Source organism: Mesorhizobium sp. M1273 (assembly GCF_040318195.1).
GTDB lineage: Bacteria > Pseudomonadota > Alphaproteobacteria > Rhizobiales > Rhizobiaceae > Mesorhizobium.
The window spans coordinates 14,655-39,977 of sequence record NZ_JAMYLV010000022.1; the positions used below are offsets into that span (position 1 = coordinate 14,655).

21 protein-coding genes and 1 pseudogene are annotated in these 25,323 nt (G+C 63.1%); 10 read left to right on the forward strand and 12 right to left on the reverse strand.

Features of this window, described 5'->3' with window-relative positions:
* The first annotated feature begins 56 nt into the window (after positions 1-56).
* Positions 57-2,510: a ComEC/Rec2 family competence protein gene (locus tag NKH30_RS21680; protein WP_352996987.1), complete on the forward strand. Its 2,454-nt coding sequence runs from the start codon at positions 57-59 to the stop codon at positions 2,508-2,510.
* On the opposite strand, the gene lexA is transcribed toward NKH30_RS21680, so the two are convergent.
* The gene (gene lexA / locus NKH30_RS21685) at positions 2,504-3,238 is read right to left on the reverse strand and encodes a transcriptional repressor LexA (protein WP_023674949.1); all 735 of its coding nucleotides are present in this window, start codon (positions 3,236-3,238) and stop codon (positions 2,504-2,506) included. The two genes, NKH30_RS21680 and lexA, sit on opposite strands and share 7 nt — an antisense overlap.
* 447 nt (positions 3,239-3,685) lie before the next feature.
* On the opposite strand from lexA, the gene kynU reads away from it, so the two are divergent.
* The gene (kynU, locus tag NKH30_RS21690) at positions 3,686-4,933 is read left to right on the forward strand and encodes a kynureninase (protein WP_352996989.1); all 1,248 of its coding nucleotides are present in this window, start codon (positions 3,686-3,688) and stop codon (positions 4,931-4,933) included.
* 95 nt (positions 4,934-5,028) lie between these two features.
* Complete coding sequence (locus tag NKH30_RS21695) at positions 5,029-5,859, forward strand: hormone-sensitive lipase (protein ID WP_352872420.1); 831 nt, start codon at positions 5,029-5,031, stop codon at positions 5,857-5,859.
* A gap of 7 nt (positions 5,860-5,866) precedes the next feature.
* On the opposite strand, the gene NKH30_RS21700 is transcribed toward NKH30_RS21695, so the two are convergent.
* Genes NKH30_RS21700 through NKH30_RS21720 form a run of 5 tightly spaced genes read right to left on the reverse strand, consistent with a single transcriptional unit; the run spans position 5,867 to position 11,296 of the window.
* Positions 5,867-7,072 (reverse strand): molybdopterin molybdotransferase MoeA, encoded by a 1,206-nt coding sequence (locus NKH30_RS21700; RefSeq protein WP_352980046.1) that lies wholly within the window; start codon positions 7,070-7,072, stop codon positions 5,867-5,869.
* Positions 7,072-7,578: a cyclic pyranopterin monophosphate synthase MoaC gene (gene moaC, locus NKH30_RS21705; RefSeq protein WP_352474267.1), complete on the reverse strand. Its 507-nt coding sequence runs from the start codon at positions 7,576-7,578 to the stop codon at positions 7,072-7,074. The genes NKH30_RS21700 and moaC overlap by 1 nt, the downstream gene beginning before the upstream one ends.
* Positions 7,579-7,580: 2 nt before the next feature.
* Complete coding sequence (gene trpC / locus NKH30_RS21710) at positions 7,581-8,393, reverse strand: indole-3-glycerol phosphate synthase TrpC (RefSeq protein ID WP_352996991.1); 813 nt, start codon at positions 8,391-8,393, stop codon at positions 7,581-7,583.
* A gap of 3 nt (positions 8,394-8,396) precedes the next feature.
* Positions 8,397-9,407, reverse strand: coding sequence for an anthranilate phosphoribosyltransferase (gene trpD, locus NKH30_RS21715; protein ID WP_352616138.1), 1,011 nt, complete (start codon positions 9,405-9,407; stop codon positions 8,397-8,399).
* Positions 9,404-11,296, reverse strand: a complete 1,893-nt coding sequence (locus tag NKH30_RS21720; RefSeq protein WP_352996993.1) for a SurA N-terminal domain-containing protein — start codon at positions 11,294-11,296, stop codon at positions 9,404-9,406. The genes trpD and NKH30_RS21720 overlap by 4 nt, the downstream gene beginning before the upstream one ends.
* Positions 11,297-11,438: 142 nt before the next feature.
* On the opposite strand from NKH30_RS21720, the gene tpiA reads away from it, so the two are divergent.
* From tpiA to NKH30_RS21745, 5 genes are all read left to right on the forward strand, one after another.
* The gene (gene tpiA / locus NKH30_RS21725) at positions 11,439-12,206 is read left to right on the forward strand and encodes a triose-phosphate isomerase (protein ID WP_352795442.1); all 768 of its coding nucleotides are present in this window, start codon (positions 11,439-11,441) and stop codon (positions 12,204-12,206) included.
* Between the two features lie 163 nt (positions 12,207-12,369).
* Positions 12,370-12,822, forward strand: coding sequence for a preprotein translocase subunit SecG (gene secG, locus NKH30_RS21730; RefSeq protein ID WP_352919642.1), 453 nt, complete (start codon positions 12,370-12,372; stop codon positions 12,820-12,822).
* 199 nt (positions 12,823-13,021) lie between these two features.
* Entirely contained in the window at positions 13,022-14,143 is a 1,122-nt protein-coding gene (locus NKH30_RS21735; RefSeq protein ID WP_352815643.1) for a L,D-transpeptidase, read from the forward strand.
* 147 nt (positions 14,144-14,290) lie between these two features.
* Positions 14,291-15,919 (forward strand): CTP synthase, encoded by a 1,629-nt coding sequence (pyrG, locus tag NKH30_RS21740; protein ID WP_352448839.1) that lies wholly within the window; start codon positions 14,291-14,293, stop codon positions 15,917-15,919.
* A 10-nt stretch (positions 15,920-15,929) separates the two neighbouring features.
* A complete protein-coding gene (locus NKH30_RS21745) occupies positions 15,930-16,469 on the forward strand; it encodes a DUF1697 domain-containing protein (RefSeq protein WP_352474258.1) in 540 nt (179 codons plus the stop codon).
* Positions 16,470-16,498: 29 nt separating this feature from the next.
* Here the strand turns inward: NKH30_RS21745 and NKH30_RS21750 are convergent, their stop codons facing one another.
* Both NKH30_RS21750 and NKH30_RS21755 read right to left on the reverse strand, forming a co-directional pair.
* Positions 16,499-17,956, reverse strand: a complete 1,458-nt coding sequence (locus tag NKH30_RS21750) for an NCS1 family nucleobase:cation symporter-1 (protein WP_352474257.1) — start codon at positions 17,954-17,956, stop codon at positions 16,499-16,501.
* Positions 17,957-18,149: 193 nt separating this feature from the next.
* A complete protein-coding gene (locus NKH30_RS21755; RefSeq protein WP_352474256.1) occupies positions 18,150-18,542 on the reverse strand; it encodes an MmcQ/YjbR family DNA-binding protein in 393 nt (130 codons plus the stop codon).
* On the opposite strand from NKH30_RS21755, the pseudogene NKH30_RS21760 reads away from it, so the two are divergent.
* Positions 18,538-18,741: pseudogene (locus NKH30_RS21760) on the forward strand (ABC transporter ATP-binding protein); the annotation flags it as partial. The gene NKH30_RS21755 and the pseudogene NKH30_RS21760 sit on opposite strands and share 5 nt — an antisense overlap.
* 17 nt (positions 18,742-18,758) lie before the next feature.
* Here NKH30_RS21760 and otsB read toward each other — a convergent pair.
* The 4 genes from otsB to NKH30_RS21780 form a co-directional block, all read right to left on the reverse strand.
* Entirely contained in the window at positions 18,759-19,520 is a 762-nt protein-coding gene (otsB, locus tag NKH30_RS21765; RefSeq protein WP_031211298.1) for a trehalose-phosphatase, read from the reverse strand.
* Complete coding sequence (locus tag NKH30_RS21770; RefSeq protein ID WP_023674969.1) at positions 19,517-21,298, reverse strand: alpha,alpha-trehalose-phosphate synthase (UDP-forming); 1,782 nt, start codon at positions 21,296-21,298, stop codon at positions 19,517-19,519. Before NKH30_RS21770 ends, otsB begins: the two co-directional genes overlap by 4 nt.
* Before the next feature lie 179 nt (positions 21,299-21,477).
* Positions 21,478-23,640: an amylo-alpha-1,6-glucosidase gene (locus NKH30_RS21775; RefSeq protein WP_352540550.1), complete on the reverse strand. Its 2,163-nt coding sequence runs from the start codon at positions 23,638-23,640 to the stop codon at positions 21,478-21,480.
* Between the two features lie 47 nt (positions 23,641-23,687).
* Positions 23,688-24,749 carry a glycosyltransferase family 4 protein gene (locus NKH30_RS21780; protein ID WP_352996995.1) on the reverse strand — a complete coding sequence of 354 codons (1,062 nt, stop codon included), beginning with the start codon at positions 24,747-24,749 and terminating at the stop codon, positions 23,688-23,690.
* On the opposite strand from NKH30_RS21780, the gene NKH30_RS33230 reads away from it, so the two are divergent.
* Entirely contained in the window at positions 24,735-25,307 is a 573-nt protein-coding gene (locus tag NKH30_RS33230) for a DUF982 domain-containing protein (RefSeq protein ID WP_502911498.1), read from the forward strand. The two genes, NKH30_RS21780 and NKH30_RS33230, sit on opposite strands and share 15 nt — an antisense overlap.
* Positions 25,308-25,323 lie beyond the last annotated feature (16 nt).

Here is a 25,323-nt window from a genome sequence, read left to right on the forward strand (position 1 = left end):
GTTGCGCGTTCATGTAGCATAGGAGGTCGAGGGCGCAAGGGGCAGACCCGACGGCTGTGCGAGGCCGTGGTGCGGGCGAGGGCGAGGACGTTGGCAGCGACGTCAGCGAACGCTTGCTGTTTGCCGCTCCCCCGCCTGTCCTGCCGGCACCGGCATTGCTACCTGCTCCGCGCTTCGATGCTCCGTCGCTGCCGGCCAGCGACCCAGCAACGGTTCTCGTGCCCGCGGGCGAGCCTATCGTACGCCTGCGCAGGCGTTTCCGCCTCCCGTCACCGTCCCGTATCCGCAACAGCGTAACCACAGCGGCCGGTCTGGAACTCGACCGCGGCATCGCCTTCCTGCTGGTGCCGGTGTTCCTCGCATGCGGGGTGGTCGTTTATTTCGGGCTGTCGGTGGAGCCGGCCTTTCCACAGCCGATCGCAATCGCGCTCCTCGCGACCCTTTGTGCCGTCGTCTCGCGGTCATGGCCCAGGGCGCGCCTGTGCTTCATGGTGGCGCTGCTCTGCGCGCTTGGCGTACTTGCCGCCAAGTTCGAAACATGGCGTGTCGGAACGCATATGCTCGGCTCCGAAATCTCGACGCGGCTGACGGGTCGCGTCGTATCGTACGAGCCCATGGCGAGCGGCCGCATCAGGCTGACAATCGATGTGATCTCAACGGCCAGGCCGACACTGCGCTACATGCCGGAACGGGTCCGCGTTTCGGCGATGAAGATACCGGCTGAGCTGACCGCCGGTTCCGAGATCACCGGCTATGTGCGGCTGCTGCCGCCGACCGGCCCGGTGCGGCCCGACAGCTATGATTTCTCGTTCGACAGCTATTTCGCCGGTATCGGCGGCAGCGGCTTTTTTCTCGGCAATCCGAAAGTCGTGTCGTCGGGCAGCATGCCGCTTGCCGCGCAGCTTTCTTCCGCGATCGAAGACGCGCGCGAATCCATCGCCGACCATATCCGCAGCCGCATCGGCGGTGCCGAGGGCGAGATTGCTGCTGCGCTGATCGTCGGCGTGCGCGCCGGCATTCCCGAGGAGATCAACGAAGCGATGCGGCGCACCGGCATCTACCACATCATCTCTATCTCGGGGCTGCATATGGCGTTGGTCGCCGGCACCATCATGGCGCTGCTGCGGGGTGCCTTTGCGCTGTTTCCCGATTTCTCATCGCGACGGCCGGTCAAGAAGTATGCCGCGGCCGCTGCGCTTTTCTCGATTACGGCCTACCTCGTCTTTTCCGGCATTGTCGTGGCGGCCGAACGCATCATGCTGGCGGTGATGCTTATCGCCGTGCTGTTCGACCGGGCCGCGCTCACCATGCGCAACCTGGCGATCTCGGCCATCGCGGTCATCCTGGTGTCGCCGCACGAGGTGGTCGGTCCGAGTTTCCAGATGTCCTTCGCCGCGACGGCGGCCCTTGTCGGCGCCTACGCAGGCTGGTCCGATTACCGCGCCGGCAGGGCCACCACGCCGCCGCCGCGGCAGTCGCCGCTACGCTTTGCCACTCGAAAGGTCCTGCTGGGCATGTGCGGTCTGGCGATGACCTCGATCATTGCAGGGAGCGCCACGGCGCTTTTCGCCATATGGCATTTCCAGCGCGTGGCGCCGCTCAGCCTGTTCGCCAATCTGGCCATCATGCCCATCGTGTCACTGGTCGTCATGCCCTTCGCCGTTCTCAGCGCGCTGGCGATGCCGTTCGGTGCGGATGGCCCTTTTCTCTATGTCATGGGCAAGGGGCTGACGGCGATGATCGCCCTGTCCGGGTGGATCTCGGAGCGCTCGCCGATCGATGCGGTCGGGCTGATTTCGCTGAGATCCGTCCTTCTGGTGACGATCGCCCTCGTCATTGCCAGCATGGCGACGACGTGGTTGCGGCTGGCGGCACTTCCTTTTGCGCTCGCCGGCTTGCTGACGACAACGCAGACACGCATACCCGACGTATTGGTCTCGGAGGACGCACGGCTGGTCGCGCTGCCGATCGGCAGCGGTGAACTCGCGGTCAACCGGGCACGCCCGAATGAGTTCACCATCGACAACTGGAAACGCGCGCTCACATCAGAGGCTATCGTCGCGCCGGAAACACCTGGAAAGAACGACCCGCAATTCGACATTGCCGATCCGGCCGACCTACCGCCGGGCATGCCGTTCATTTGCACGGACGGCCTCTGCCTTGCCAGGCATCCATCCGGCGCGATCATCGCGCAAGCCAAGGACCGCGATACTGCGCGGCCAGCCTGCGCCTTTGCCAGCTTGATCGTCATCGACGACGCCACCGCCCATAACCCCTGCTACTACGACCGGCTGGTCCTCGTCGTCACCAAACGGCAACTGGCGCGCGCGGGAAGTGCCGCCGTCTATTTCGATCCACAAGCGGCAACACGCGCCGAGATCCGCTTCGCCGTCGAAAAATCATACCGGCCCTGGCACGTGCAGCGGAAATTTTCACGCGCGGCACGGGGCCTGCCGCCATACCGCCGGGCCGACAACCCCAAAGCCGGCGCCAAGGGCGGAGCTCAGTAGCGGCGGATCAGTCCGACGAGCTTGCCCTGCACCTTGACCCTGTCTGGTCCGAAGATGCGCGTCTCGTAGGCCGGATTGGCGGCTTCCAGGGCGATCGAGGCGCCCTTGCGGCGGAACCGCTTCAGCGTCGCTTCCTCCTCGTCGACCAGTGCCACCACGATCTCACCGGGGCTCGCCGTATCGGCATTGCGGATGATCACCGTGTCGCCGTCGAAAATGCCGGCCTCGATCATCGAATCGCCTTTGACCTCAAGCGCATAATGCTCGCCGCCCATGATCATATCCGGCGGCACCGAAATCGAATGCGTCTGGTGCTGGATGGCGTCGATCGGCACACCGGCAGCGATGCGGCCCATCACCGGGATCGAAACGGCGGCGACGACATCGTCGTCATTTCCGGCTGCGGGCACGCGCGACGATGTCGGCTTGCCTTGCCGAGGGGCGCCTTGCCCAAGACTGCCCTGGATGACACTCGGCGAGAACTTGCGTGCCGCATTGAGGCCGGGGGCGATCGAGTCAGGCAGGCGTAGCACCTCCAGCGCACGGGCCCGGTTGGGCAAACGGCGAATGAAGCCGCGCTCCTCCAGCGCCGTAATCAGCCGGTGGATTCCGGATTTGGAAGCCAGGTCGAGCGCTTCCTTCATCTCGTCGAATGAAGGCGGGATACCGCTTTCCTTCAACCTTTCGTGGATGAACATAAGCAGTTCGTGTTGTTTGCGTGTCAGCATAGCGACCCCCAACAGAATCAGAAAAACAAACCCAGAACAAACACTATCTGTTCCAGTTGTGTTCCGCAACTGTTTAAAGTTTAATGAATGCGTTAAGGCTCGGGAAACAAACGACGTCCCCTACCGGCGTACCGCATTTTCACCGCCGCGAGCCTCATCGCCTTGATTCTGCTTTCGTTTGCGCCCTTCTGGCCTCCTAGAAGGCGGCACTGGCATCGGCCGTCGGTCGGCAAAAGGCACGGAATTGAACCCGTATCGACTGTGCGGTTTGGTCAATGCACCGTGAACGAAACGAACTCAAAACGCCAACCTCGGGTTAAGTCCCGGTTTCCACCGCCTGGTCAGGCTGCTTCTCGCCGGTGGAGCCTTGCTGCGCGCAACCAGGTAATGGAAGAACAGTCGATGCGTGTCCGGCGTTGCGTTGGATCTTGGGGGAGCAGACAAATCATGACAGGAATTCCCGATCTCGTGGCCATAAAGGCGATGGATGCCGCGGATCCGCTGCGCGCGATGCGCGACCGCTTTGTGTTGCCGCAAGGAGTGATCTATCTCGACGGCAATTCGCTAGGAGCTGCTTCACGTGCCGCTTTCGATGAACTGCACAAAGCCGCGACCGAAGAATGGTCGCATGATCTCATCCGCGCATGGAACACGGCCGGCTGGTTCAACATGCCGCTTGAACTTGGCGACCAGCTCGGGCGCCTGATCGGGGCCGCGGCCGGCCAGACAGTGGTCTGCGACACGACATCGGTCAATATCTACAAGCTGCTGCACGCCGCCATGGCCATGCGACCGGAGCGGCAGGTCATCGTCGCCGAGGGCGATAGTTTTCCGACGGACCTCTACATGGCCGAGGGTGTGGTTTCGACGCGAAAAGATACGCTGCTGCGCCTCTCGGGAGTCGACGCGCCGACCATCGAAGAGCTGATCGACGAACGCACCGCTGTGGTGCTGGTCAACCACGTCAACTATAAGTCGGGCGAACTGCGCGACATGCCGGCGCTGACGCGCAGGGCTCAGGAAGCCGGGGCGATGATCGTCTGGGATCTCTGCCACACCGCCGGCGCGATGCCAGTCGAACTCGACAAGGCAAACGCCGATTTTGCCGTTGGCTGCACCTACAAATATCTGAATGGCGGCCCGGGCGCGCCTGCCTTCATCTATGCGGCTGAGCGGCATCTTTCCGACATCCAGCAGCCGCTCACCGGCTGGTGGGGCCATGCACGGCCCTTCGCATTCGAGCCAGGCTATGCGGCCGGCACCGGCATCCGCCGGTTTCTGTGCGGCACGCAGCCGGTCTTGTCGATGCGCACGCTGAAGGGCGCGCTCGACATCTGGAACGATGTCGACATGACGGCGGTGCGCAAGAAGAGCATCGCGCTGGCGGATCTGTTCATCGAGCTTGTCGAGGCAAAGTGCGGCACGTACGGGCTCACGCTCGAAAGCACGCGCGATGGGGAAAAACGCGGCAGCCAGATTTCATTCATGCATGAGCATGGCTACCAGGTCATGCGCGCGCTGATCGAACGTGGCGTGATCGGCGATTTTCGCGCGCCATCGACCATGCGCTTCGGCTTCACCCCGCTCTATATCGGCTATGCCGATGTCTGGCAGGCCGTCAAAGTGCTTGAGGACATCCTGCACACCGGTGCGTGGAAGGATGCGCGCTTCGCCATCAAAGCAGCTGTCACTTGAGATTGATGCGAGAGCTGGAATCGTGAGGCTGGCGACGACGCGCCGCGCGATGCTTACGGCTACGTTGCAAGGCCATATGCCAGGGAGGGCGCAGGGTGTTCGAACGTCACATTGCCGATTGGGACAACGCCTATGCCAACGGCGCCAACATAGCCGGCAGCGATCGCTGGCCGGCGGCCTGGATCGAGCCCGCGCGGGTTTTCCGCGACGTGCTTTCGACCGAGGGCAGGGCGCGGCTCGACATGGCCTATGGCGACAACCCACGCAACCGGCTCGATCTTTTCCTGCCGGCCATCAAGCCCAAGGGACTCGTGGTGTTCGTTCATGGCGGCTACTGGATGGAATTCGACAAGAATTTCTGGTCGCATCTTGCCGCTGGCCCTGTTGATCGCGGCTATGCGGTGGCGATGCCGTCCTACACGCTCTGTCCGCAGATACGCATTGGCGGCATCGTCAAGGAAGTCGGCGCGGCGATCGGCAAGGCGGCGGCGATGGTTGCAGGGCCGCTGATGCTGACCGGGCACTCGGCCGGCGGCCATCTTGTTAGCCGGATGGTTACGGCGACGACGCCGCTGGCGACCGAAGTGGTCCGGCGCGTTCGTCATGTGGTGTCGATCTCGGGGGTGCACGATTTGCGCCCGATCATGCGCACCGGCATGAACGAGACGCTGGCGATCGATGAGGCCGAGGCGCAGGCCGAAAGTCCGGTGCTGCTGCGCCCGATGGACAAGGCCCGCCTGACCTGCTGGGCCGGCGGCGGCGAGCGCGCCGAATTCCTGCGTCAGAGCGCGTTGCTGGCCAACATCTGGATCGGCCTGGGTACCGCGACCAGCTCGGTGGTCGAGCCTGACCGGCATCATTTCAACATCATCGACGGTTTGGCCGATCCAGACCATCCGCTGACCCGGACCTTGATTTCGGAGTGAGGCAGGTTCAGCGTAGCATCAGTACGTCGCAGGGGGAGCCCGCCGCCGCGGCAGGCGCGAACGGCGCGCGAACGATCAGCCCGTCGGCATCGGCCAGCATTTTCAGCATCGAGGAGTCCTGGATGCCGAACGGCGTCGCCACGAGCGTACCGGCGTCATCTATGACAACAGCCCGCAGATAATCTTGCCTGAGATCGTTGGCCGGCATGGCGGCACCGAGCCGTGCCCGACGTATATCCTGCTGAAAGGCGCGGCCGCCGAGCCGCGCCAGCAGCGGCTTCAGGAAGAGCTGAGTGCAGACCAGGCTTGCCACCGGATTGCCGGGCAGGCCGATGCAGCGAATGTCTCCCAGCCGCCCGAACATCAGTGGCTTGCCCGGCCGCATGGCGATCTTCCAGAAATCGAGCGTCATGCCTTGCCCGGTCAGCACGTCATGGACGAAGTCGTGGTCACCGACCGAGGCACCGCCCAGCGTGACGATGACGTTCGCGCCAGCCTTCACGGCCTTTTCAACCAGCGCAGCGATCGCCTCCCTGCGGTCCGGCGCGATGCCAAGGTCGAGCGCGCGCGCACCGACCGACTGTGCGGCAGCGGCGACACCATAGGCGTTGGAGGAGATGATCTGGTCGGGGCCAAGATCGCTGCCCGGCGGCAGTAATTCGTCGCCGGTGGCGATGATGGCGACCAGCGGCCGTTTGACCACGCGCACCTCGGGGTGATTGGCCGATGCCGCCAGCGACAAGGCCGCCGGGTCGAGCAGGCGGCCTTTGGGCAGCAGGACATCGCCCTTGGCGAAATCGAGCCCGAGGCGGCGGATGTTGCGCCCCTGCACCGTCCGTTCCGTCACTTCGACGCTGCCGCCACCGAGATCGCGGACGTTCTCCTGGATGACGATAGTGTCGGCGCCTTCGGGAAGCGGCGCGCCGGTAAAGATGCGCACGGCCTGCCGCTGCTGCACCGTTCCGGCAAAGCCGCGTCCGGCCGGCGCCATGCCGACCACCGAAAGCCTTGCCGGTACGGACGCGATATCGGCCGCCCGCACGGCATAGCCGTCCATGGCGGAGGCGTTGAACGGCGGCTGGGTGCGGAGCGCCACAACCGGCTCCGCCAGCACGCGGTCGGCGGCATCCAGCAGTGCGACGCGTTCGCCCGGCAGCGCTGCTGCGCCGTCCAGCAGGCGCTCGAGCGCCTCGGCAACTGGGACCAGCACCATTATCGGCCTGCCTCGGTGGCCCCGTCTCCGGTGATCTTGTAGTCGCCGGATTTGCCGCCGGTCTTTTCAACCAGCCTTATGCCGGAGATGACCATGGCGCGGTCGACCGCCTTGGCCATGTCGTAGATGGTCAGGCAAGCGACCGAGACGGCACTCAGAGCCTCCATCTCAACGCCGGTCTTGCCGGTGACGCGGGTCAATGCTGTCACCTTCAGGCCGGGCAGCGCGGCGTCCGCCTCGATATCGACAGATATCCTGGTCAGCAGCAGCGGATGGCAAAGCGGGATCAGTTCATGCGTCTTCTTGGCCGCCATGATGCCGGCAATGCGCGCGGTGCCCAGCACGTCGCCCTTCTTGGCGTCGCCGGCGAGGATCATGTCCAGCGTCTCGGGCCGCATCGCGACAAAGCCTTCTGCGACTGCCGTGCGCACCGTCACAGCCTTGTCGCCGACATCGACCATGTTGGCTTCGCCCTGCGCGCCAAGATGGGTGAGGGTGGCCGCCATCCTCAAACGGCCTCTGCCGGCGCCTTGCCCGTCAACAGCAGGCGCGTTGCCGCGGCCACGTCCTGCTGGCGCATCAGGCTCTCGCCGACCAGGAAAGTCGCAATGCCGCTCTGCTCCAGCCGGCGGCAATCGTCGTGCGAAAAGATACCGCTCTCGCTGACCAGATGGCGGTCGGCCGGCACCATCGCTGCCAGCCGCTCCGAGGTCTGCAGGCTGGTTTCGAAGGTCCGGAGATTGCGGTTGTTGATTCCGATCAGCCGCGACGACAGCTGCAGCGCGCGTTCCATTTCAGCCTCGTCATGCACTTCGACCAGCGCGTCCATGCCGAGCCCGAACGCTGTCGCTTCGAGTTCTCTTGCCAACGCGTCGTCGACGCTGGCCATGATGATCAGGATGGCATCGGCGCCCCATGCCCGGGCCTCGTAGACCTGGTAGGGGTCGAACAGGAAATCCTTGCGCAAGGCAGGCAGTTCGACGGCAGCGCGCGCAGTGGTGAGGAATTCGGGCGCGCCTTGGAAGGAGGGTGCGTCGGTCAGCACCGAAAGGCAGGCGGCACCGCCCTTCGCATAGGCCCTGGCCAGCGCCGGCGGATCAAAATCGGCGCGGATCAGGCCTTTGGATGGGCTAGCCTTCTTGATTTCGGCAATCAGCGCGAACCTGTCGGATTTGCGCTTTGCTTCAAGGGCGGAAAGAAAGCCGCGCGGCGCGTCGGCATCCGTCGCCCGTGCCTTGATCTCGGCCAATGACACGCGTGCCTTGGCCGCCGTGATCTCGTCGCGCTTGTAAGCCTCGATCTTGCGCAGGATGTCGGACATGGTTTAACCGTTCGAAATCTCGATCAGCCTGTCGAGCACTTTCAGCGCGCGGCCGCTGTCGATGGCCTGCGCCGCCGTTACCATGCCGTCGGCGAGGGTCGTCGCTTTGCCGGCCACCACCAGCCCGGCGCCGGCATTCATCAGCACCGTATCGCGAAAGGCGCCGGCGGCGCCGCCCAGCATGTCGCGCAGTGCCTGGGCGTTGTGGGCGGCGTCGCCGCCGCGCAACTCGTCCTTGGTGTGCCGCTTCAGTCCGACGGCTTCCGGGGTCAGCGTAAAGCTGCGGATCTCGCCGCCGGCCAGTTCGGCGACAAGTGTCTCGCCGGTGGTGGTGATCTCGTCATAGCCGTCGCCATGGACGATCCAGGCATGGTCGGCACCAAGTTCCTTCAACGTTTCTGCCACCGGCATGATCCATTCGGGCAGGAACACGCCGACCATCTGCCGTCTGACACTCGCCGGATTGGAAAGCGGGCCCAGCAGGTTGAAGATGGTGCGGGTTCCGAGCTCGACCCGGGTCGGGCCGACATGCTTCATCGCCGGGTGATGCGCCGGCGCGAACATGAAGCCAACGCCGGCCTCGTGGATGCAGCGGCCGATCGTCTCCGGAGGGATGTCGATCTTGACGCCCAATGCGATTAGCACATCGGCGGCGCCGGTCAGCGAGGACAGTCCGCGATTGCCGTGCTTGGCGACGGGCACGCCGCTGCCGGCGATGACGAAAGCGGATGCGGTCGAAATGTTGACGCTGTGCGAATTGTCGCCGCCGGTGCCGACAATGTCGATGGCACCCTCGGGAGCTTCGACACGCAGCATCTTGGCGCGCATGGTGGCGACGGCGCCGGCGATCTCGCTGACGGTCTCACCGCGCACGCGCAATGCCATCAGGAAGCCGCCGATCTGGCCGGGGGTAGCATCGCCGGACATGATGATGTCGAAGGCCTCGCGTGCCTCCTCGAAGGAAAGAGCGCTGCCGGCGGCGACCTTGGCGATGTGGATCTTCAGCGCGCTCATCTGGCCAGGGCTTGGGTTACGGCCGCCTGATCGATGCGGACGTCATATTGCGTCTGCAACTGCGCCACCAACTGGTCGAGCAGGTCGTCGGACATGCCGGAGGTGAAGGACTTCTGTGCGTCCTGGGGCACTGAGCTGGCATCGGCCCCGGCAGGCTCGAACACCTCGGCAACCTTGAACAGGATCTGTCCGTCGCCCGCGGGCGAGGGGATCAGCCCGGTGCCGCCTTCGCCGACGCCGAACATCGCGGCGGCGCCTTCCTTGCCGAAATCGACGTCGTCCGCATCGCGCTTGACGCCGCGCTTGGTCTGCTTTTCGAGCTTGAGCTCACCGGCGATCACCTCGAGCGTGACGCCAGCCTTGAGACGCTTCTCGAGCTCCTGTGCTTTTGCGGTGAGCCGTTTGGTGGTCTCCGCCGCGGTCCAGTCGGCCACGACCTTCTGGCGGACTTCGTCCAATGTGCGGTCGCGGGCAGGCGTGATCGCGCTCACGTCGTAGAAGACGAAGCCGTTATCGGCGGTGGTGAGGCCTTCATTGTCGGTTCCGGGTTCGGATTCGAACACCGCCTTGATCAGTGCCGGCGATTCCGGCAGGTCTTTGACGATGCTTCCATCCGGCCGTTGGCCGGTGCGGTCGATGGCATCGATGGTGACGACCTTCAGCTTCAATTTGGCGGCAGCCTCGGCGAGCGAACTGCCCGAGGCGCGCGTATCCTCGTAATTGTCGTGCACGTCCAGCAAGATGCGGCTTGCCTCGCCCAGTGCCAGGTCCTTGCGGATCTGCTCGGACACTTCGGCCAGCGGCTTCACCACTTCGGGCTTGATCTCGGTGACGCGCAGCAGAACGGGACCAAAGGCGCCCTGTACGACCGGGCTGACCTCATTGACGTTTAGTTTGAAGGCAGCATCGGCGACCGCCTTGTCGGCGATCTTGTCCTTGGCCAGCGTGCCGAGCAGCGTGTCTGCCGGCGTCTTGCCTTCGGCAGCGACGATCTTGTCGAAGGTCGCGCCGGTCCTGAGCGAATCGAGCGCCGCCTTTGCGGCATCAGGTGTCTTGAACACAAGCTGCTCGATGGTGCGCATCTCCGGCGTGGTGTAGCGCGCCTTGTTCTTATTGTAGTCGTCGCTGACCTGTTGGTCGGTCACCGCGCTCAAATCCATGATGTCTTCCGGTTCGAGCCTGACATAGGAGAACTTACGGTATTCGGGAGCGGCGTAGGTTTTCTTGTTTTCCTCGAAATAGGCCGAAAGCGCGCTGTCGGACGGCGCTTCTATCGGTTCGACCAGCGATTTCGGCAAGGTCAGGTAGTCGATGGTGCGATCTTCGCCGCGATAGAGCGCGACCGCCTTGAAGAATGTATCCGGGGCCTTGAGGCCGTCCGAAACCGCCTCGACGATCTGCTGGCGGACCGCGACCTGGGCGCGGTTCTTCAAATAGTCTTCCGGCCGCATGCCGACCTGCCGAAGCAGGTACTCGAAGGTTCTCCTGTCGAAGGTTCCGGCAGGCCCTTTGAACGCCGGGTCTTCACGCGTCAGTTCGGCGAGCCGGTCCTTGGACAGGCCGAGGCCGAGCTTGCGGGCCTGCTCGTCGAGGACGGCACCCGACACGAGTTGCGCCAGCACCTGGTTGTCGATGCCGAGCGCCGTCGCTTGCTCACGGCTGATGCGCTGGCCGAATTGCTGCGACATGACGCTGAGCTGGCGATCGTAGGCGAGGCGGTATTCGTTGATCGAGACCTTGGTGCCTCCGGCCGTAATCACGGCGTCATGGCCGGCAAGACCGCCCATCAGCCGCCCCGAGATGCCCCAGATGGCGAAGCTCAACACCAACAATGACAGCAGCAGTTTCGCGACCCAGGTCCCCGCCGCGCTTCTCAACATACCAAGCATGAGTACTTCCGATTTTTGCGCATTTCGCATGCGCCGAGTCTGAAACAAGCGCAATAGCGCCCTTCCTGCCCACTGTCGATTGCTTTGTGGCCTGATTTTGATAGTGAGGGCCAGCTGGAAATTGCCCGGAGAAACAAATCCCATGACCACTGGAATCCGCCCGCTCGTCGCCGGCAACTGGAAAATGAACGGCACCAGCGCCTCGCTCAACGAGCTCAGGATGATCGGCAACGGCTTCATGAGTGGGCTCGACGCCGAGACCGAAGCGGTGGTCTGCGTGCCGGCGACCTTGCTTGCGCACGCCGCCGAGATTCTGTCGCGCACGCCGGTGCGGGCCGGCGGAGAGGATTGCCACACCAAGGAAAGCGGCGCCTATACCGGCTGCATTTCGGCCGAGATGCTGAAAGATGCAGGTGCCAGCCATGTCATCGTCGGCCATTCCGAATGCCGCGCCGATCGCAAGGAGGACGATGCCTTGGTCCAGGCCAAGGCCTCCGCCGCATGGCGCGCCGGGCTGGTGGCCATCATCTGCATTGGTGAGACAAGAGCCGAACGAGAAGCAGGAGCCACGCTCGACGTGCTGTCGCGCCAGGTCGCTGGCTCGGTCCCGCCAAACGCCACGGCTTCCAACACCGTCATTGCCTATGAGCCAATATGGGCGATTGGGACCGGCTTGACCCCGACCGCCGCCGACGTCGCCGAGGCACATGCGCATATCCGCGAAGAACTGGCACGGAAGCTCGGCAATACGGCGGCCAAGATGCGCATTCTCTACGGCGGCTCGGTCAAGCCGTCCAACGCCATCGAGTTGCTCGGCGTCAGGAATGTCGATGGCGCGCTGGTCGGCGGCGCCAGCCTAAAGGCGGCGGACTTCCTCGGCATCGCGGAAGCCTATCGAAACATCGCTTGATACAAGGGCTGGTTGCTGCATTTGAGCGGACGGCCGACGTCGAAATCGTTGCAAAGGACGCATTGCTTCCCATATTCCGGCCACGGGCTTGGAAATGCCGTCAAAGCATTGTATTGAGCCGCCTCCAAATCAGCGGCCGCACAAGGCCTTGCCAGGGTAAATTATGGAAACCGTACTGATCGTCGTCCACCTCATGGTCGTGCTCGCGCTTGTCGGCGTGGTGCTGCTGCAGCGCTCCGAAGGCGGCGGCCTCGGCATCGGCGGCGGATCGGGCTTCATGACCGCGCGTGGCGCCGCCAATGCGCTGACGCGGGCGACGGCGATCCTGGCTGCCGCTTTCTTCGTCACCTCGCTGACACTGTCGATCGTTGCGCGCTATGGCGAGAAGCCGATCGACATTCTCGATCGCGTGCCGGCGACCTCGGACGGAGCAGGCAAGGGCGTACTCAACCAATTGCCTGGAACCACGACGCCGACGCCGCCTTCAGGCACCACGGCGCCGACCCCGCCGTCCGGCAATGGCGCGGCAGCAACGCCGCCGGCAACCGCTCCGGCGACGCCGCCAGCGACAAACGGCGCCACCGCGCCGGCTACGCCGCAGGTCCCCAACCAGTAATAGGGCAACTTATGCCGCGATCTGTTGTCGTTTGAACACAGTCGCGGCAAATGCCGCACGATCATGAAGATTCGACTGCGCCTCACGCTTGAGGCGCTTCCGGCTAATCGATTATACGTTGCACGCGGCATTCTCGGCGTCCTTGGGGGGCGCCGGGCGACGCCGTGGGCAACAAGCATTGAACGATCGGATCTTCCCCATGCAGCTTCGCAGCTTCATTTTTGCCGGCCTTTGTGCCGTGCTCAGCCTAGGTGCGCCCGCTTACGCGGCCATGCCGACGGCAAACTCGGCCCACAAAGCCGCAACAACAACCGACGTCGTCAAGGTCGCTGCCAAAAGCGATGCAGCGCAATTGAAGCTTCTCAAGAAGAAGAAAGATCCGACGCCGGACGACCTTGCGCAGATCCGCAAGATCGAAGCCAAGATCGCAGCCGACAAGGACGCCGCTCGCGCCAAGGCACTCGAAGCCAGGAAGCTGGCGATGCGCGAGGCGGCGAAAGCCAAAGCCGATGCGGAACGGCAGGCGTTCCTTGCCAAGAAGAGCCAGCCGCTCGCAACGGCCAAGGTGGCTGACGCCACGCCGGCCAAGAAGAAGACCGTCAACATCATCGAACCGATTACGCCCATTGCGCCGATCCAGTCGGCCGAGCCGATCCCGGCCGAGGCCATGAACGTTGCGCTGACCGGCAACAATGGCGAGTTGCGCAGCGAACCGGTCGGGCAGAAGCCGCAGAGCGTCGGGCTGTTCGCGGGACTGTTCGGCGGCACATCCTCTTCGTCGATGTCGCTGCTTCCGGAAACACGCGCGCTCGACGCCGCGCTCGAAAGGAAGCAGGCCAAGCGGCAGTTCAAGGTCAAGCCGGAATTCGTGCCGCAGGAGGTCGAATTCACCGGCTACAACCCCGGCACCATCGTCATCGATACCAGCGCCCGTCGTCTCTACCTCGTCGAATCATCGTCAACCGCCCGCCGTTATGCCATCGCGGTCGGCCGGGAAGGCCTGCAGTTCAAGGGTACGGTTGCCGTCGGCGACAAGCAGGAATGGCCGCGCTGGATTCCGACGCTGGATATGCAAAAGCGCGAACCCAAGCACTATGGCCAGTACAAGGACGGCATGCCCGGCGGCGGCGACAATCCGCTCGGTGCGCGCGCCATCTATCTTTACGACGGCAAGAAAGATACCCACCTGCGCATTCACGGCACCATCGCGCCGCAGTCAATCGGAACCAGCGCCTCCAATGGCTGCTTCCGTATGATCAACGAGCACGTCATGGACCTTTACCGCCGGGTGAAAGTAGGCACCAAAGTCGTCATCATCTGACGCTTTGACAGATCGTGCCAAAAGGGCCGGCCTCGCCGGCCCTTTTGTTTTGATACGCCAACGACCAGAGCGCCTTCTTGGGAAAAAGCCTTCGCGGCGGTTTTTTCTCTGGCGGAATCAATTCGGCCGCGTTAAGCGATGACTCCCATGGCGCGATATGTATTCATCACAGGCGGCGTGGTTTCCTCACTTGGAAAAGGCATTGCTGCAGCGGCCCTTGGGGCTCTCTTGCAGGCGCGGGGCTATCGCGCACGCATCAAAAAGCTCGATCCCTATCTCAATGTCGATCCCGGCACGATGTCGCCCTATCAGCACGGCGAAGTCTTCGTGACCGATGACGGGGCCGAGACCGATCTCGATCTTGGCCATTATGAGCGCTTCACCGGCCGCTCGGCCAACCAGCAGGACAACATCACCACCGGCCGCATCTATAAGAACATCATCGAGCGCGAGCGGCGCGGCGACTATCTCGGCGCTACCGTGCAGGTCATTCCGCACGTCACCGACGAGATCAAGAATTTCGTCCTCAACGGCAATGACGACTACGATTTCGTGCTGTGCGAGATCGGCGGCACCGTCGGCGACATCGAAGCGATGCCGTTCCTGGAGGCGATCCGCCAGCTCGGCAACGACCTGCCGCGCAACAACGCCGTCTACGTCCACCTGACCTTGATGCCTTACATTCCGACGGCAGGCGAACTGAAGACCAAGCCGACGCAGCATTCGGTCAAGGAGTTGCGCGGCATCGGCATCGCACCCGACATACTGCTGGTCCGCGCCGACCGGCCGATCCCCAAGGAAGAGCGCAGAAAGCTGTCGCTGTTCTGCAATGTCCGCGAAAGCGCCGTCATCCAGGCGCTCGACGTCCCGCATATCTACGACGTGCCGATGGCCTATCACAATGAAGGGCTGGATTCGGAAGTGCTGGCGGCCTTCGGCATCGATCCGGCGCCGAAGCCGCGCATGGAACGGTGGCAAGCGGTGTCCAACCGCATCCACAATCCGGAAGGCGAAGTGACCATTGCCGTCGTCGGCAAATATACCGGCCTCAAGGACGCCTACAAATCGCTGATCGAGGCGCTGTCGCATGGCGGCCTCGCCAACCGGGTCAAGGTCAAGCTCGACTGGATCGAAAGCGAGATATTCGAGAAGGAAGACCCGGCGCCGTGGCTGGAGAAGGTCCATGGCATTCTCGTCCCCGGCGGTTTTGGCGAGCGCGGCTCGGAGGGCAAGATCCTGGCGGCGAAGTTCGCGCGCGAACGCAAGGTGCCGTATTTCGGCATCTGCTTCGGCATGCAGATGGCCTGCATCGAGGCGGCGCGTTCGCTGGCCGGCGTCGAGCACGCATCATCGACCGAGTTTGGTCCAACCGAGGAGCCGGTTGTCGGCTTGATGACCGAATGGCTGAAGGGCAACATGCTGGAAAAGCGCAGGGAAACCGGCGACCTTGGTGGTACCATGCGGCTCGGTGCCTACCAGGCCGACCTCGCCAAGGGATCGAAGATCGCCGAGATCTATGGCGATACCCAGATTTCCGAACGCCATCGCCACCGCTACGAGGTCAATGTCGACTATAAGGAGCGGCTCGAGGATTGCGGCCTGGTGTTTGCCGGCATGTCGCCGGACGGCGTGCTACCGGAAACGGTCGAATATCCCGACCACCCCTGGTTCATCGGCGTGCAGTACCATCCCGAGTTGAAAAGCCGGCCGCTCGATCCGCACCCGCTGTTTGCCAGCTTCATCGAGGCGGCGGTAGAGCAGTCGCGGCTGGTCTAACTAGCCGCCCATGCAAACTTACGTCGCGCTGCTCTACAGCATTGTCCTGGGCGAGGGGCGGCGGGTCGTCATGTCCGATCTGAAGGCGATGGCCGAAGGCCTGGGTCTGAATAACCCGCGCACGCTGGTGGCGACCGGCAATCTGGTTTTCGAGGCGCAAGAAACAGAACTTGCGGCGTTGGAGCAGCGGCTGGAGGTGACGTTCGCAAAGACTTTCGGCCGCCACGTCGACATCATCGTGCGCCGCGCCGACGGCTGGCTGAGGATGGCGGCCAGCAATCCGTTCCCAGCCGAATCGGCTGAGGCCGCGGACCAGGTGGCGGTGCGCGTGATGCGGGCGCCCGTTCCCGCCGAGACCGCCGCGGCGCTTGAGGCGTATGCCGGCAAGGACGAGAAGCTGCGGATTGTCGGCGGCGACATCTGGATCGTCTTTTCCCGCGAGACGCCGAGTTCGCGGCTGCTTGCGGCGGTCAGTCACAAACGTCTCGGCATCGGCACCTCGCGCAACTGGAATACGGTGCGCCGCCTGGCCGAGATGGTCGCAGAATAAACGGGGCGGCTCGCGCCGCCCCAAATCGCTCAGGCCTTGGCTATCCTGGCTCCGGCACCGAGTGCCATGGTGCGCAGCACGTAGTAGATGACGCCGGCAATTGCCACGCCGAAGAACCAGCCATAGACGCCCCACCATGACGGCAGCAGGCTGGTGAAGTTGGGCAGGATCGAGGAGAAGACCGCGCCGATACCGGCGGCGATGAAGGCATTGACATGCCAGCCGCCCTGAAAGCGGAATTCGCCATTCTCCCTGTAGAGCGCCTCGACGTCGACCTCGCCCTTCCGGATCAGATAGTAGTCGACCATCATCACGCCGAAGATCGGCCCCATCGTTGCGCCAATGATGTTGACGAAGGAGGCGGCACTGCCTTCCCAGGGCGCGAATGGATAGAGCACCAGCGCGATCAGCGCCGCGATGTAGCCGCCCTTCTTGAAGTCGATCTGGCGTGGAAAGACATTGGAGAAGTCGAAGGCCGGCGACACGAAGTTCGCCACCACATTGATGCCGAGCGTCGCCACCGCAAAGGTCAGGGCTGCGAGCGCCGCCAGGAACCAGCTGTCGAATTTCGCCGAAATCTGGTCGGGATGCAGCAGCACCTCGCCATAGACGTCGAAGGCGGCGATCGTCGTAACGCCGGCGACCAGCGAGAACAGGATAAGATTGACCGGCAGGCCCCAGATGTTGCCCTTGCGCAGCGATGCCTTGTCGGGGGCGTAGCGCGCGAAATCGCAGAAGTTGAGATAGAGCGCGGAGAAATAGGTCACCCAGATCGCGGCCACCGCAAACAGCGAGGTCCAGGAGCCCGGCGTGCCCGGCACGCCCGCGTCCTTTGTCTTTTCCAGCAGCACATCCATCGGGATGTCGCTGGTGAAAGCGAAGGTGCCTGCCTTGATGCAAAGATAGATCGCCAGGATCAGCATCATCACCCACACCGCCGGTCCGGCCCAATCCTGGAAGCGGCGCACCGTTTCCATGCCTTTCTGGATGATCAGGAGTTGCAGCGCCCAGATGACGGCGAAGCAGATCACCTCGAGCCCGGAATGGCCGAGGAAATGTGTGCTCTGGTTGAAGTCGGCGAACCATTGCGAGCGGATCAGCAGGGCTACGATCGCCCCGGAGGCGGCCGCCGTCTGCGCGCCGTACCAGAAGCAGGCGACGATGGCGCGCACCAGCGCCGGTATGTTGGCGCCCCAGATGCCGAAGGAGGCACGCGCCAGGACCGGGTAGGGCACCCCGGTCTTCACGCCGGCATAGCCGACCATGTTCATCAACGCATAGATGATCAGCGAACCGATACCGATGGCGATGATGAAGTTGACGAAGCCGCCGCAGAACAGGAACAGGCTGGCAGCGAGATAGTAGCCCCACAGGCTGTGGACGTCCGACGTCCAGACGTTGAAGATCGAGAACGGTCCCCAGTTTCGAACCTTCGCCGGAGCGAGATCCTCATTGTACAGGTCCGGTGATGCGCCTTGTATTGTCATTGCTATGTCCTCCCCTTGCAACCGCACGCGCCTCCACGCATGGCACGCAGGTTAAGCCTGACGCAGGGGAACCGGCAAGCAGACGATTTGCCGGCTTTGGGCTTAAAGTCATTCAATGAGAAACGCGCTTATCGGCGTGGCGTCGTTGAGCTTCTAGCGCCGGCGATTCGTGGGGTGACACCAATCGCTCGACCTAAGCTCCAGAGTCCACCTTGTGCGTGATCAGGGCGGCAAGCTTTTTGGGCGCTTGTGCGCGATAACTCTCATCGAGCCATGACTTCAGTTGTCCCATCGGTGGCAGTTCGTCCGGTGCTGGTTCGAACGTCACCCATCCGCTCTTGCCAAGGCCGTACTCCGTCGGCGACGCATAGTGGAGCTTTCTCGCCTCGTCGCCGCTGTAGGGGAGTTTGAGGGAGATGCTGAACGGTTCGCCTTCAAGGCTCAAATAAGCAAAGGTCTTGCCTTTCACCGCGAGATCGTCGTGACCAGGCCACGGACTCTTTGTCTCGGCGCCTGGATAGGTGAGGCCGAAGGCGCGTAGTTCCTTGAGAACGGCATCGGTCGAAGCGCGCGATTTCCTACTCATCAACTCTCCTCCATCGCTGTCGGTGGCTATCCTGGCAGACGAGCCGACGGGGAGCCTCGACAGCAAGAGCTCGGAGCAGGTGTTCACAATCCTGCAGGTGCGCGAACGCGGCAAGACGGTCGTGGCAGTCACGCATGACCTCGACATGGCCGCACGCATGGATCGCCGCATTCACATAGTGGACGGGAAGATCAGCTGAACCGGGCCACGGCGCGATCAGGCCACCGCCGACGTCTCGAAACTGGCCTCGAGCCAGGCTATTGCGCCCGTCACGTCGTCGAGGACATAGGTTGCGGCCGTCGGTCCGTTCGGCTTCACGCGGATGGAGATGCCGCCAATTTCATTGATCGCCTCGAAACCGTGTTCGTCCGATGTATCGTCTCCGAGGAATATCGGCCGCCGGCCAACAAAGGGCGGAATGTCCATGAAACGCCGGATGGCAGCACCTTTGACGGCTTCCAAAGGCATGAGCTCGACGCCGGCGTTTCCCGGAAGCACCCGATAACCCTTCGGAAGCCGGGCCAATGCCTGTTCGACGAGCTGGATTGCGGGTGCAAGCAGTTGCGGTGCTGCTCTTGTATGAACGGCAAGGACCGGCCCCTTGCGCTCGACATAGACCTTGCCGCTGCCCAGTTCGGCCTCGATCTCGTCCGCAAGGGCGGCGATGTCGGCCGGCGCGTCGGCGGCATCGATCGGACCGCTCGGCGTCAGCCGGTGCTCCAGCCCATACAGTCCGGCAATCCGCAGCTTCAGCGGGTGGAACAGCTTGTCCACGGCGGGAATCGATCGGCCGGTGATGAAGGCGACCGCACCATCCAGCCGCCGCTCGATGCGTTCGAGCAGATTGCGCAATTCCTCGCCGACGAACACCGCGTCGGGATGGGCAGCGTGTTCCAGCAGGGTTCCGTCGATGTCGAGGAAGAGCGCCCATTGCCCTTCCGACAGGTTCAACGCCGGTGGTTGTTCAAAGCTTTTCACGACGCTGCCTTCCGAGCCCGCTCGAACATCGAGATGACGTTGTTGGTGTTCGATGGCGGGCGCTCGCCGGTTCCGGTCACCCTGTCGAGATCGCCGCGTTTGCGCAGGCGCGCGGCGTCCAGCAGCATGCTGCCGGCCCAGCGGTAGACATTGTTGTCGCGGACCATCTCGCGCATCGGCCGCAAACGTTCGCGCTGCTCTTCCGGCGTCATCGTCAGCGCCTGCAACAGCGCCTCGCTCATCATGGCCGCATCGTAGGGGTTGACGATCAGTGCTTCCAGCAATTCGCGCGAGGCACCGGCGAAGGTGCTGAGCAAAAGCACGCCCTGTTCGTCGTCGCGCGCTGCGACGAATTCCTTGGCGACAAGGTTCATGCCGTCATGCAGACTGGTGACCATACAGATGTCGGCGGCACGATAGACCTCGTAGACCTGCTCCTGCCGATGATGTTCGGCGACCATCAGGATAGGGCTGTATGTCTCGCTGCCATAGCGCCGGTTGAGCTCCTCGGCACAGCGGCGGCATTCGTCGTGGAGTTGCTGGTAGGCGGGCAATGTCCCCCGGCTCGGCGCGGCGATCTGCAGGAAAACCACCTTGCCTATCCATTCGGGATATCTCGTGAACAATTCGTCCAAGGCATGGAAGCGATCGAGAATGCCTTTCGTGTAGTCGAGGCGCTCGACGCCAACGCATAGTTTGGTATCCGCAGACAGGCCGAATCTGTCGCGCACGCTGGCGCGGCACTCCTCCACAGACGGCAGTTTTGCCAGCAATTGGGCCGGCCATTCTATGGAAATGGGATAGGCGTGGACCAATGTGGTCTGCCCACCATAGGAGATTGCCGCGTCTGCCCGTTCGATCCGGCTCTCCAGAAAGCGGTCGACACTTTCGGTGAAGTTGTTGGCATGGAATTGGGTATGAAAGCCGATGATCGAACTGCCGAGCAGTCCTTCCAGGATCCGCTCACGCCACGGACAGATGCTGAATACTTCCGAATTAGGCCACGGGATATGCCAGAAGGTGATGACTATCGCGTCCGGCAGGCGCTGGCGGATCATGCGCGGCAGCAGCGCGAAATGATAGTCCTGCACCAGCACGATCGGCCGTTCGTTGCGGGCTTCGGCAACCACCGTATCGGCGAATTTGCGGTTGACGGCCTCGTAGGCGTCCCAGTCCGAGGCGCGAAACACGGGGCGGGTGAAGGCGATATGGCAAAGCGGCCATAGGCCCTCATTAGCGAAGCCCAGATAGTAGCCCTGATATTCCTCCTCCGTCAGCCAGACCCTGCGCAGCGTGTAGGACGGATTGCCTGGCGGCACCTGCACCCGGTCGTCCTTGTCGACGGTGAGACGGTCTGCCGTGCCGCCGCCATAGGCGATCCAGGTGCCGGCACAGGCGCGGGTGATGGGCTCGAGTGCCGAAACCAGGCCGCTGGCCGGCACCAAAAGTTGGACCCCGTCGTCCTTGATGTTGTGGATGTAGGGTTCGCGGTTGGACACCACGATGACCTGTGCGTCCGGCAGGTCGTCGGCCAGGATCTTGCGCAACGTGTCGGGCGACCACGTGACCAGTGCCGCATCGGCGGACTGGCCGTTCTTTTCGAACTCGCGCAGCACCTTGCGTGCCGCTTCCGAGGCGACATCCTCGCTCGGCGTGTATGCGGCGGCCGTTGCGCGACCGCGGCGCTGGCGGGATATCGACAGGAGAATGGCAAAAGCGGAAAAGCCAAAACTTGCAATCAGCAAAACCCAGAGCAGGTTTACAGTATAATCTGACATGGAATGTGATCTCGCCTCCGGCCGGCCGATAGCCGTTTTTTTTATTTGTTTTCTGGTTCGCCGCCGTATGACAACGACAGCGTCCCCACCCCGCCCATTTTTGCAACGCACAAAGAGGCTATCGGTTCCGGACGATTGCAACGCGCGCGTCATTTTCGATGCGCCGCAGCGCGGCGGCATCAAGTGCGCACGATGAGCGGCACCATCCCCTCATACCGGTCGGCAAGAAAGGCGACGACCCGGTCGCCGACACGCTGGAATGTGAGGTCGACCACTGTCGAGCCGACACCCAGATGCCGCAATGTCAGCGTGTCGATGCCGATCGGCAGCCTTGGGCGGGTGACCCGGATTTCGCTGTTCCAGCCGTCGATTTCGAGCCCAAGGCAGGCCTGCATCAGCATGAAGGCCGATCCCGCTGACCAGGCTTGCGGCAGGCACGCGACGGGATAGGCGATGGGCGCTTCGCCCGGCGACCGGGTAAAGCCGCAGAACAGTTCCGGCAGCCGCATGTTGAAATGGACAGCCGATTCGAACGTGCCGCTCATCAGCCGAACCACGCTGTCGCGCACGCCATAACGTGCCAGGCCTGCACCGCACATGGCGGTGTCGTGCGGCCAGATCGAACCATTGTGGTAGGACATCGGATTGAAGAATATCGCATCGTCGGCCAGCGTCCTCACGCCCCAACCAGAGTGGAACGACGCGGAGAGCAGCTGATCGGCGACCATCTGCGCCCGTTCCGGCTCGGGCAGCCCGACAAAGAGAAGATGGCCGGCATTCGACGTCCGTACCTTGCAGAGCTCGCCTGCACCATCGATCGCCAGTGCATAGAAATTGAGATCGTCCATCCAGAAATGGCGTTCCACCGCGGCGCGCATGGTTTCGGCGCGTTCCTCCCAATGATCGGCCTTGTCGTCCTCGCCGCGGCGGCGGGCGAGCGCCGCCAGCCCACGGAACGCGGCAAAGACGTAGCCTTGCACCTCGACCAGGGCGATCGGCCCCTTGGGCATGCGGCCATCGGCATGGAAGACGGAATCGAAACTGTCCTTCCAGCCCTGGTTGGCAAGGCCGGTCTCGGCGCCGCGCTGGTAGGTAACGAAGCCGGTCGCGCGGCTTGTCTCCTCCGTCCATTCGGCCGCTGCACAGAGCGATGGCCACAGGCTGTCGACGAACGCCATGTCGCCGGTACGATCCGCATAGGCGCAAGCGAGATGAATATAGAGCGGCGTGGTATCGACGCCGCCGTAATAGCGGCCGAACGGGAGCTCCCGCAGTGCCGCCATCTCGCCCTTGCGGGTCTCGTGCATGATCTTGCCGGGCTGCGAATCGCTGAACGGCGACGTTTCGGTCGCCTGATGCTGGGCGAGAAAGGCGAGTACGCCGCGCGCCAGCCCAGGATTCAACCACAGCATCTGCAATGCGGAAATCACCCCGTCACGGCCAAATGCCGTCGAGAACCAGGGTATGCCGGCATAGGGGTAAGGTCCGGTTGCAAGCTCGGTGGTCAGCAGCGCCACGTCCGCGCGCGCGCGTTCGATCCAGTCGTTGAAGACGCGGCCAGAACTGTGCACCGTCGCGCCGTGGCGGCGTTTGGCGCGCATGCCGAAGCGAGCGCGGGCGGCTGCAGCCCGAAAACGGTCGCGGTCGGGTGTCTCCGCCACTTCCGGGCCGACCTCGATATAGAGGACCTCGCTGCTGCGCTTCGTCACCGCAACCAGGAAATCCGCGCGGCTGGCGGTCAAATTGTCCGGCGCCTGCGAGAACGAGATCGCCGACAGGCGCACGAGTTGGTCCAGCCCGTCATATCGAAGCACCACGGATGTCGGACTGGTCTCGGCGGCGTGGGCTATTCCGCGCTTGAGCCGGGTCGAACCGCGCACCTCGAACATGTCGCGGAAATCTGCTGCGAAATGCAAGGAAACCCGAATGGCCGACGATTCCTGGCTGTAGTTGGAAAGGGTGATGCGCTCGAACAGCCGGTCCTGCCAAAGCAGCCTGACGCGTTCTATGTGGATCGCGCCCTGCGGAATGTCGCGACCACCGACACTCTGGATCGGCAGATTGGTCAGGTTCGAGGTGAAAAGCACATTGTCCTGGCTGAGCGAGGCGCCGAGCAACGACATTTGCCGGCCACCGACCGTCAGCCGGAATTCCGAAAGCACACGCGTGTCGTCTCGGAAAAAGCCATCGCCGGCGCCGCGGATGTCGCCATAGGCGTCGGCCACCGCGAAGCAGTCGGCTTGCTTGAGGGCGAACAGCCGGTGCGGCTCCCGGGGCGCAACCTCGTCGAGGGAGGCAAGGGCTACGGCGGGATCAAGCTTACGCTCGTCGAGTTGATTCATACGTCACAAGCTCTGTCGTTTCGTTCCAACGTCCACAATGACGCCGATCAGGACGCTCTCGCTTCACCGGGAGTACCGATCAGGCGCACATAGGCAGCCACATAGTCGTGGGCCATTCTCGTGGCAGAAAAACGGTTTTCGAACACGGCTCTCACCTGTCGCCTGTCGAGGCGCAGCAATTCCGGTATCGAGGCGACCGCAGCATTGACCGTATCGACAAGGAAACCGGTCACGCCGTGGTCGATGATCTCCGGCAGGGCACCGCATTTCCAGGCGATCACCGGCGTGCCACAGGCCATAGCCTCTATCGCGGCAAGACCGAACGGCTCCGGCCAATCGATCGGAAACAGCAGGCCGGCCGCCTTGCCGAGGAATTCCGCTTTTCTGTCCTCTTCGATCTCGCCGATATAGTCGACACGGTCGCCGTCGATCAGCGGCTCGATCGTGTCGTGGAAAAAAGGGCGGTCGTCGTCGCCGATCTTTGCCGCAAGCTTCAGTTTCAGCCCGGAGCGCAAGGCGATCTCAATGGCACGGTCCGGGCGCTTGTCGCGCGACAGCCGGCCCAGAAAGGCCAGATACGGCTCGTCCACCTCCGTCTCGAAAGTCGGCTCGTACATATTGATCGGTAGCCCGTGATGGATGGTCGCCAGCCAATTTGCCCTGGGTAGCCCGGTTCTCTGGCTGCGCGAAATCGAGATCATCGGAAAGCGCGGAAAATGATCGTAGGCCGGGGCCAGGTCGACATAGTCGAGCCTGCCATGCGGTGTCGTCACCGTCCGGTCGGGCATGTATTCGAAGAAAGGAAAATGCAGGAAGTGGCTGAGATGGAAATGGATGATGTCGAACTGTTGCGCACGGCTCCTCACCTCGGCGAGCATCGAGAGATGCGCCGCGGTTTCGGATTTGTGCGGGCGCGGATCGAGACGGAGCGCGCGCTCGCGACACGCCACCAATTTCGCCGACGTCTTGGTATCGCCGCTGGCGAACAGGGTCACGTCATGGCCAAGCTCGACCAATCCTTCGGTCAGATAGGAGACGATGCGCTCCGTCCCTCCATAGAACCGGGGTGGCACGGATTCATGGAGCGGCGCCACATGGGCTATTCTCATGTTTTGGCATTTCCCTCAAAAAGACTGTTCGTGGCATCGAAATGCATCAGCCGCGCTAACGTTCCCGTACAATGGCAAGATGCCACCCAATTGGGGCAAGATGTCACCCAATTGGAGCTGCCGGGCGCGTCGACCGTTGCTCGTCTCGTCCAGCAAACATTTTTCAGGCCAAGCCATGTTTTGCCGGGAACCAAAGTCGGGTTCGCGAGTTTAGTGGGGTTCGATCGCACGCATCCGGTCGACGGGGAGGAAATGATGGACCGCTTGCAATTCTTTTCGCCCGTGCGGATTTTGCGCGGACAGGGACAGCCCGTGGAGGAGATCGACAGCGTTGCCGAAGCGATGGCATTCTTGCGAAAATGGCCGGCCGGGCGGCGCGGGCCGGTTTACCAGTGCGCCGTGAATTGCTGCGCTGCGGCCATGGCCGGCCGGATGTCGGCCGAGGAAGCGAGAAAGGCTTTTGCCGGCTTCGCCCGGATCACCCGCCTGCTCGAGGGCGATCGGCCGTTGCCGATGAGCGGCGAGGATCGGCATCGCGATCACGCCTTGAGGCGATAGGCAAGCTGCCGCAGAT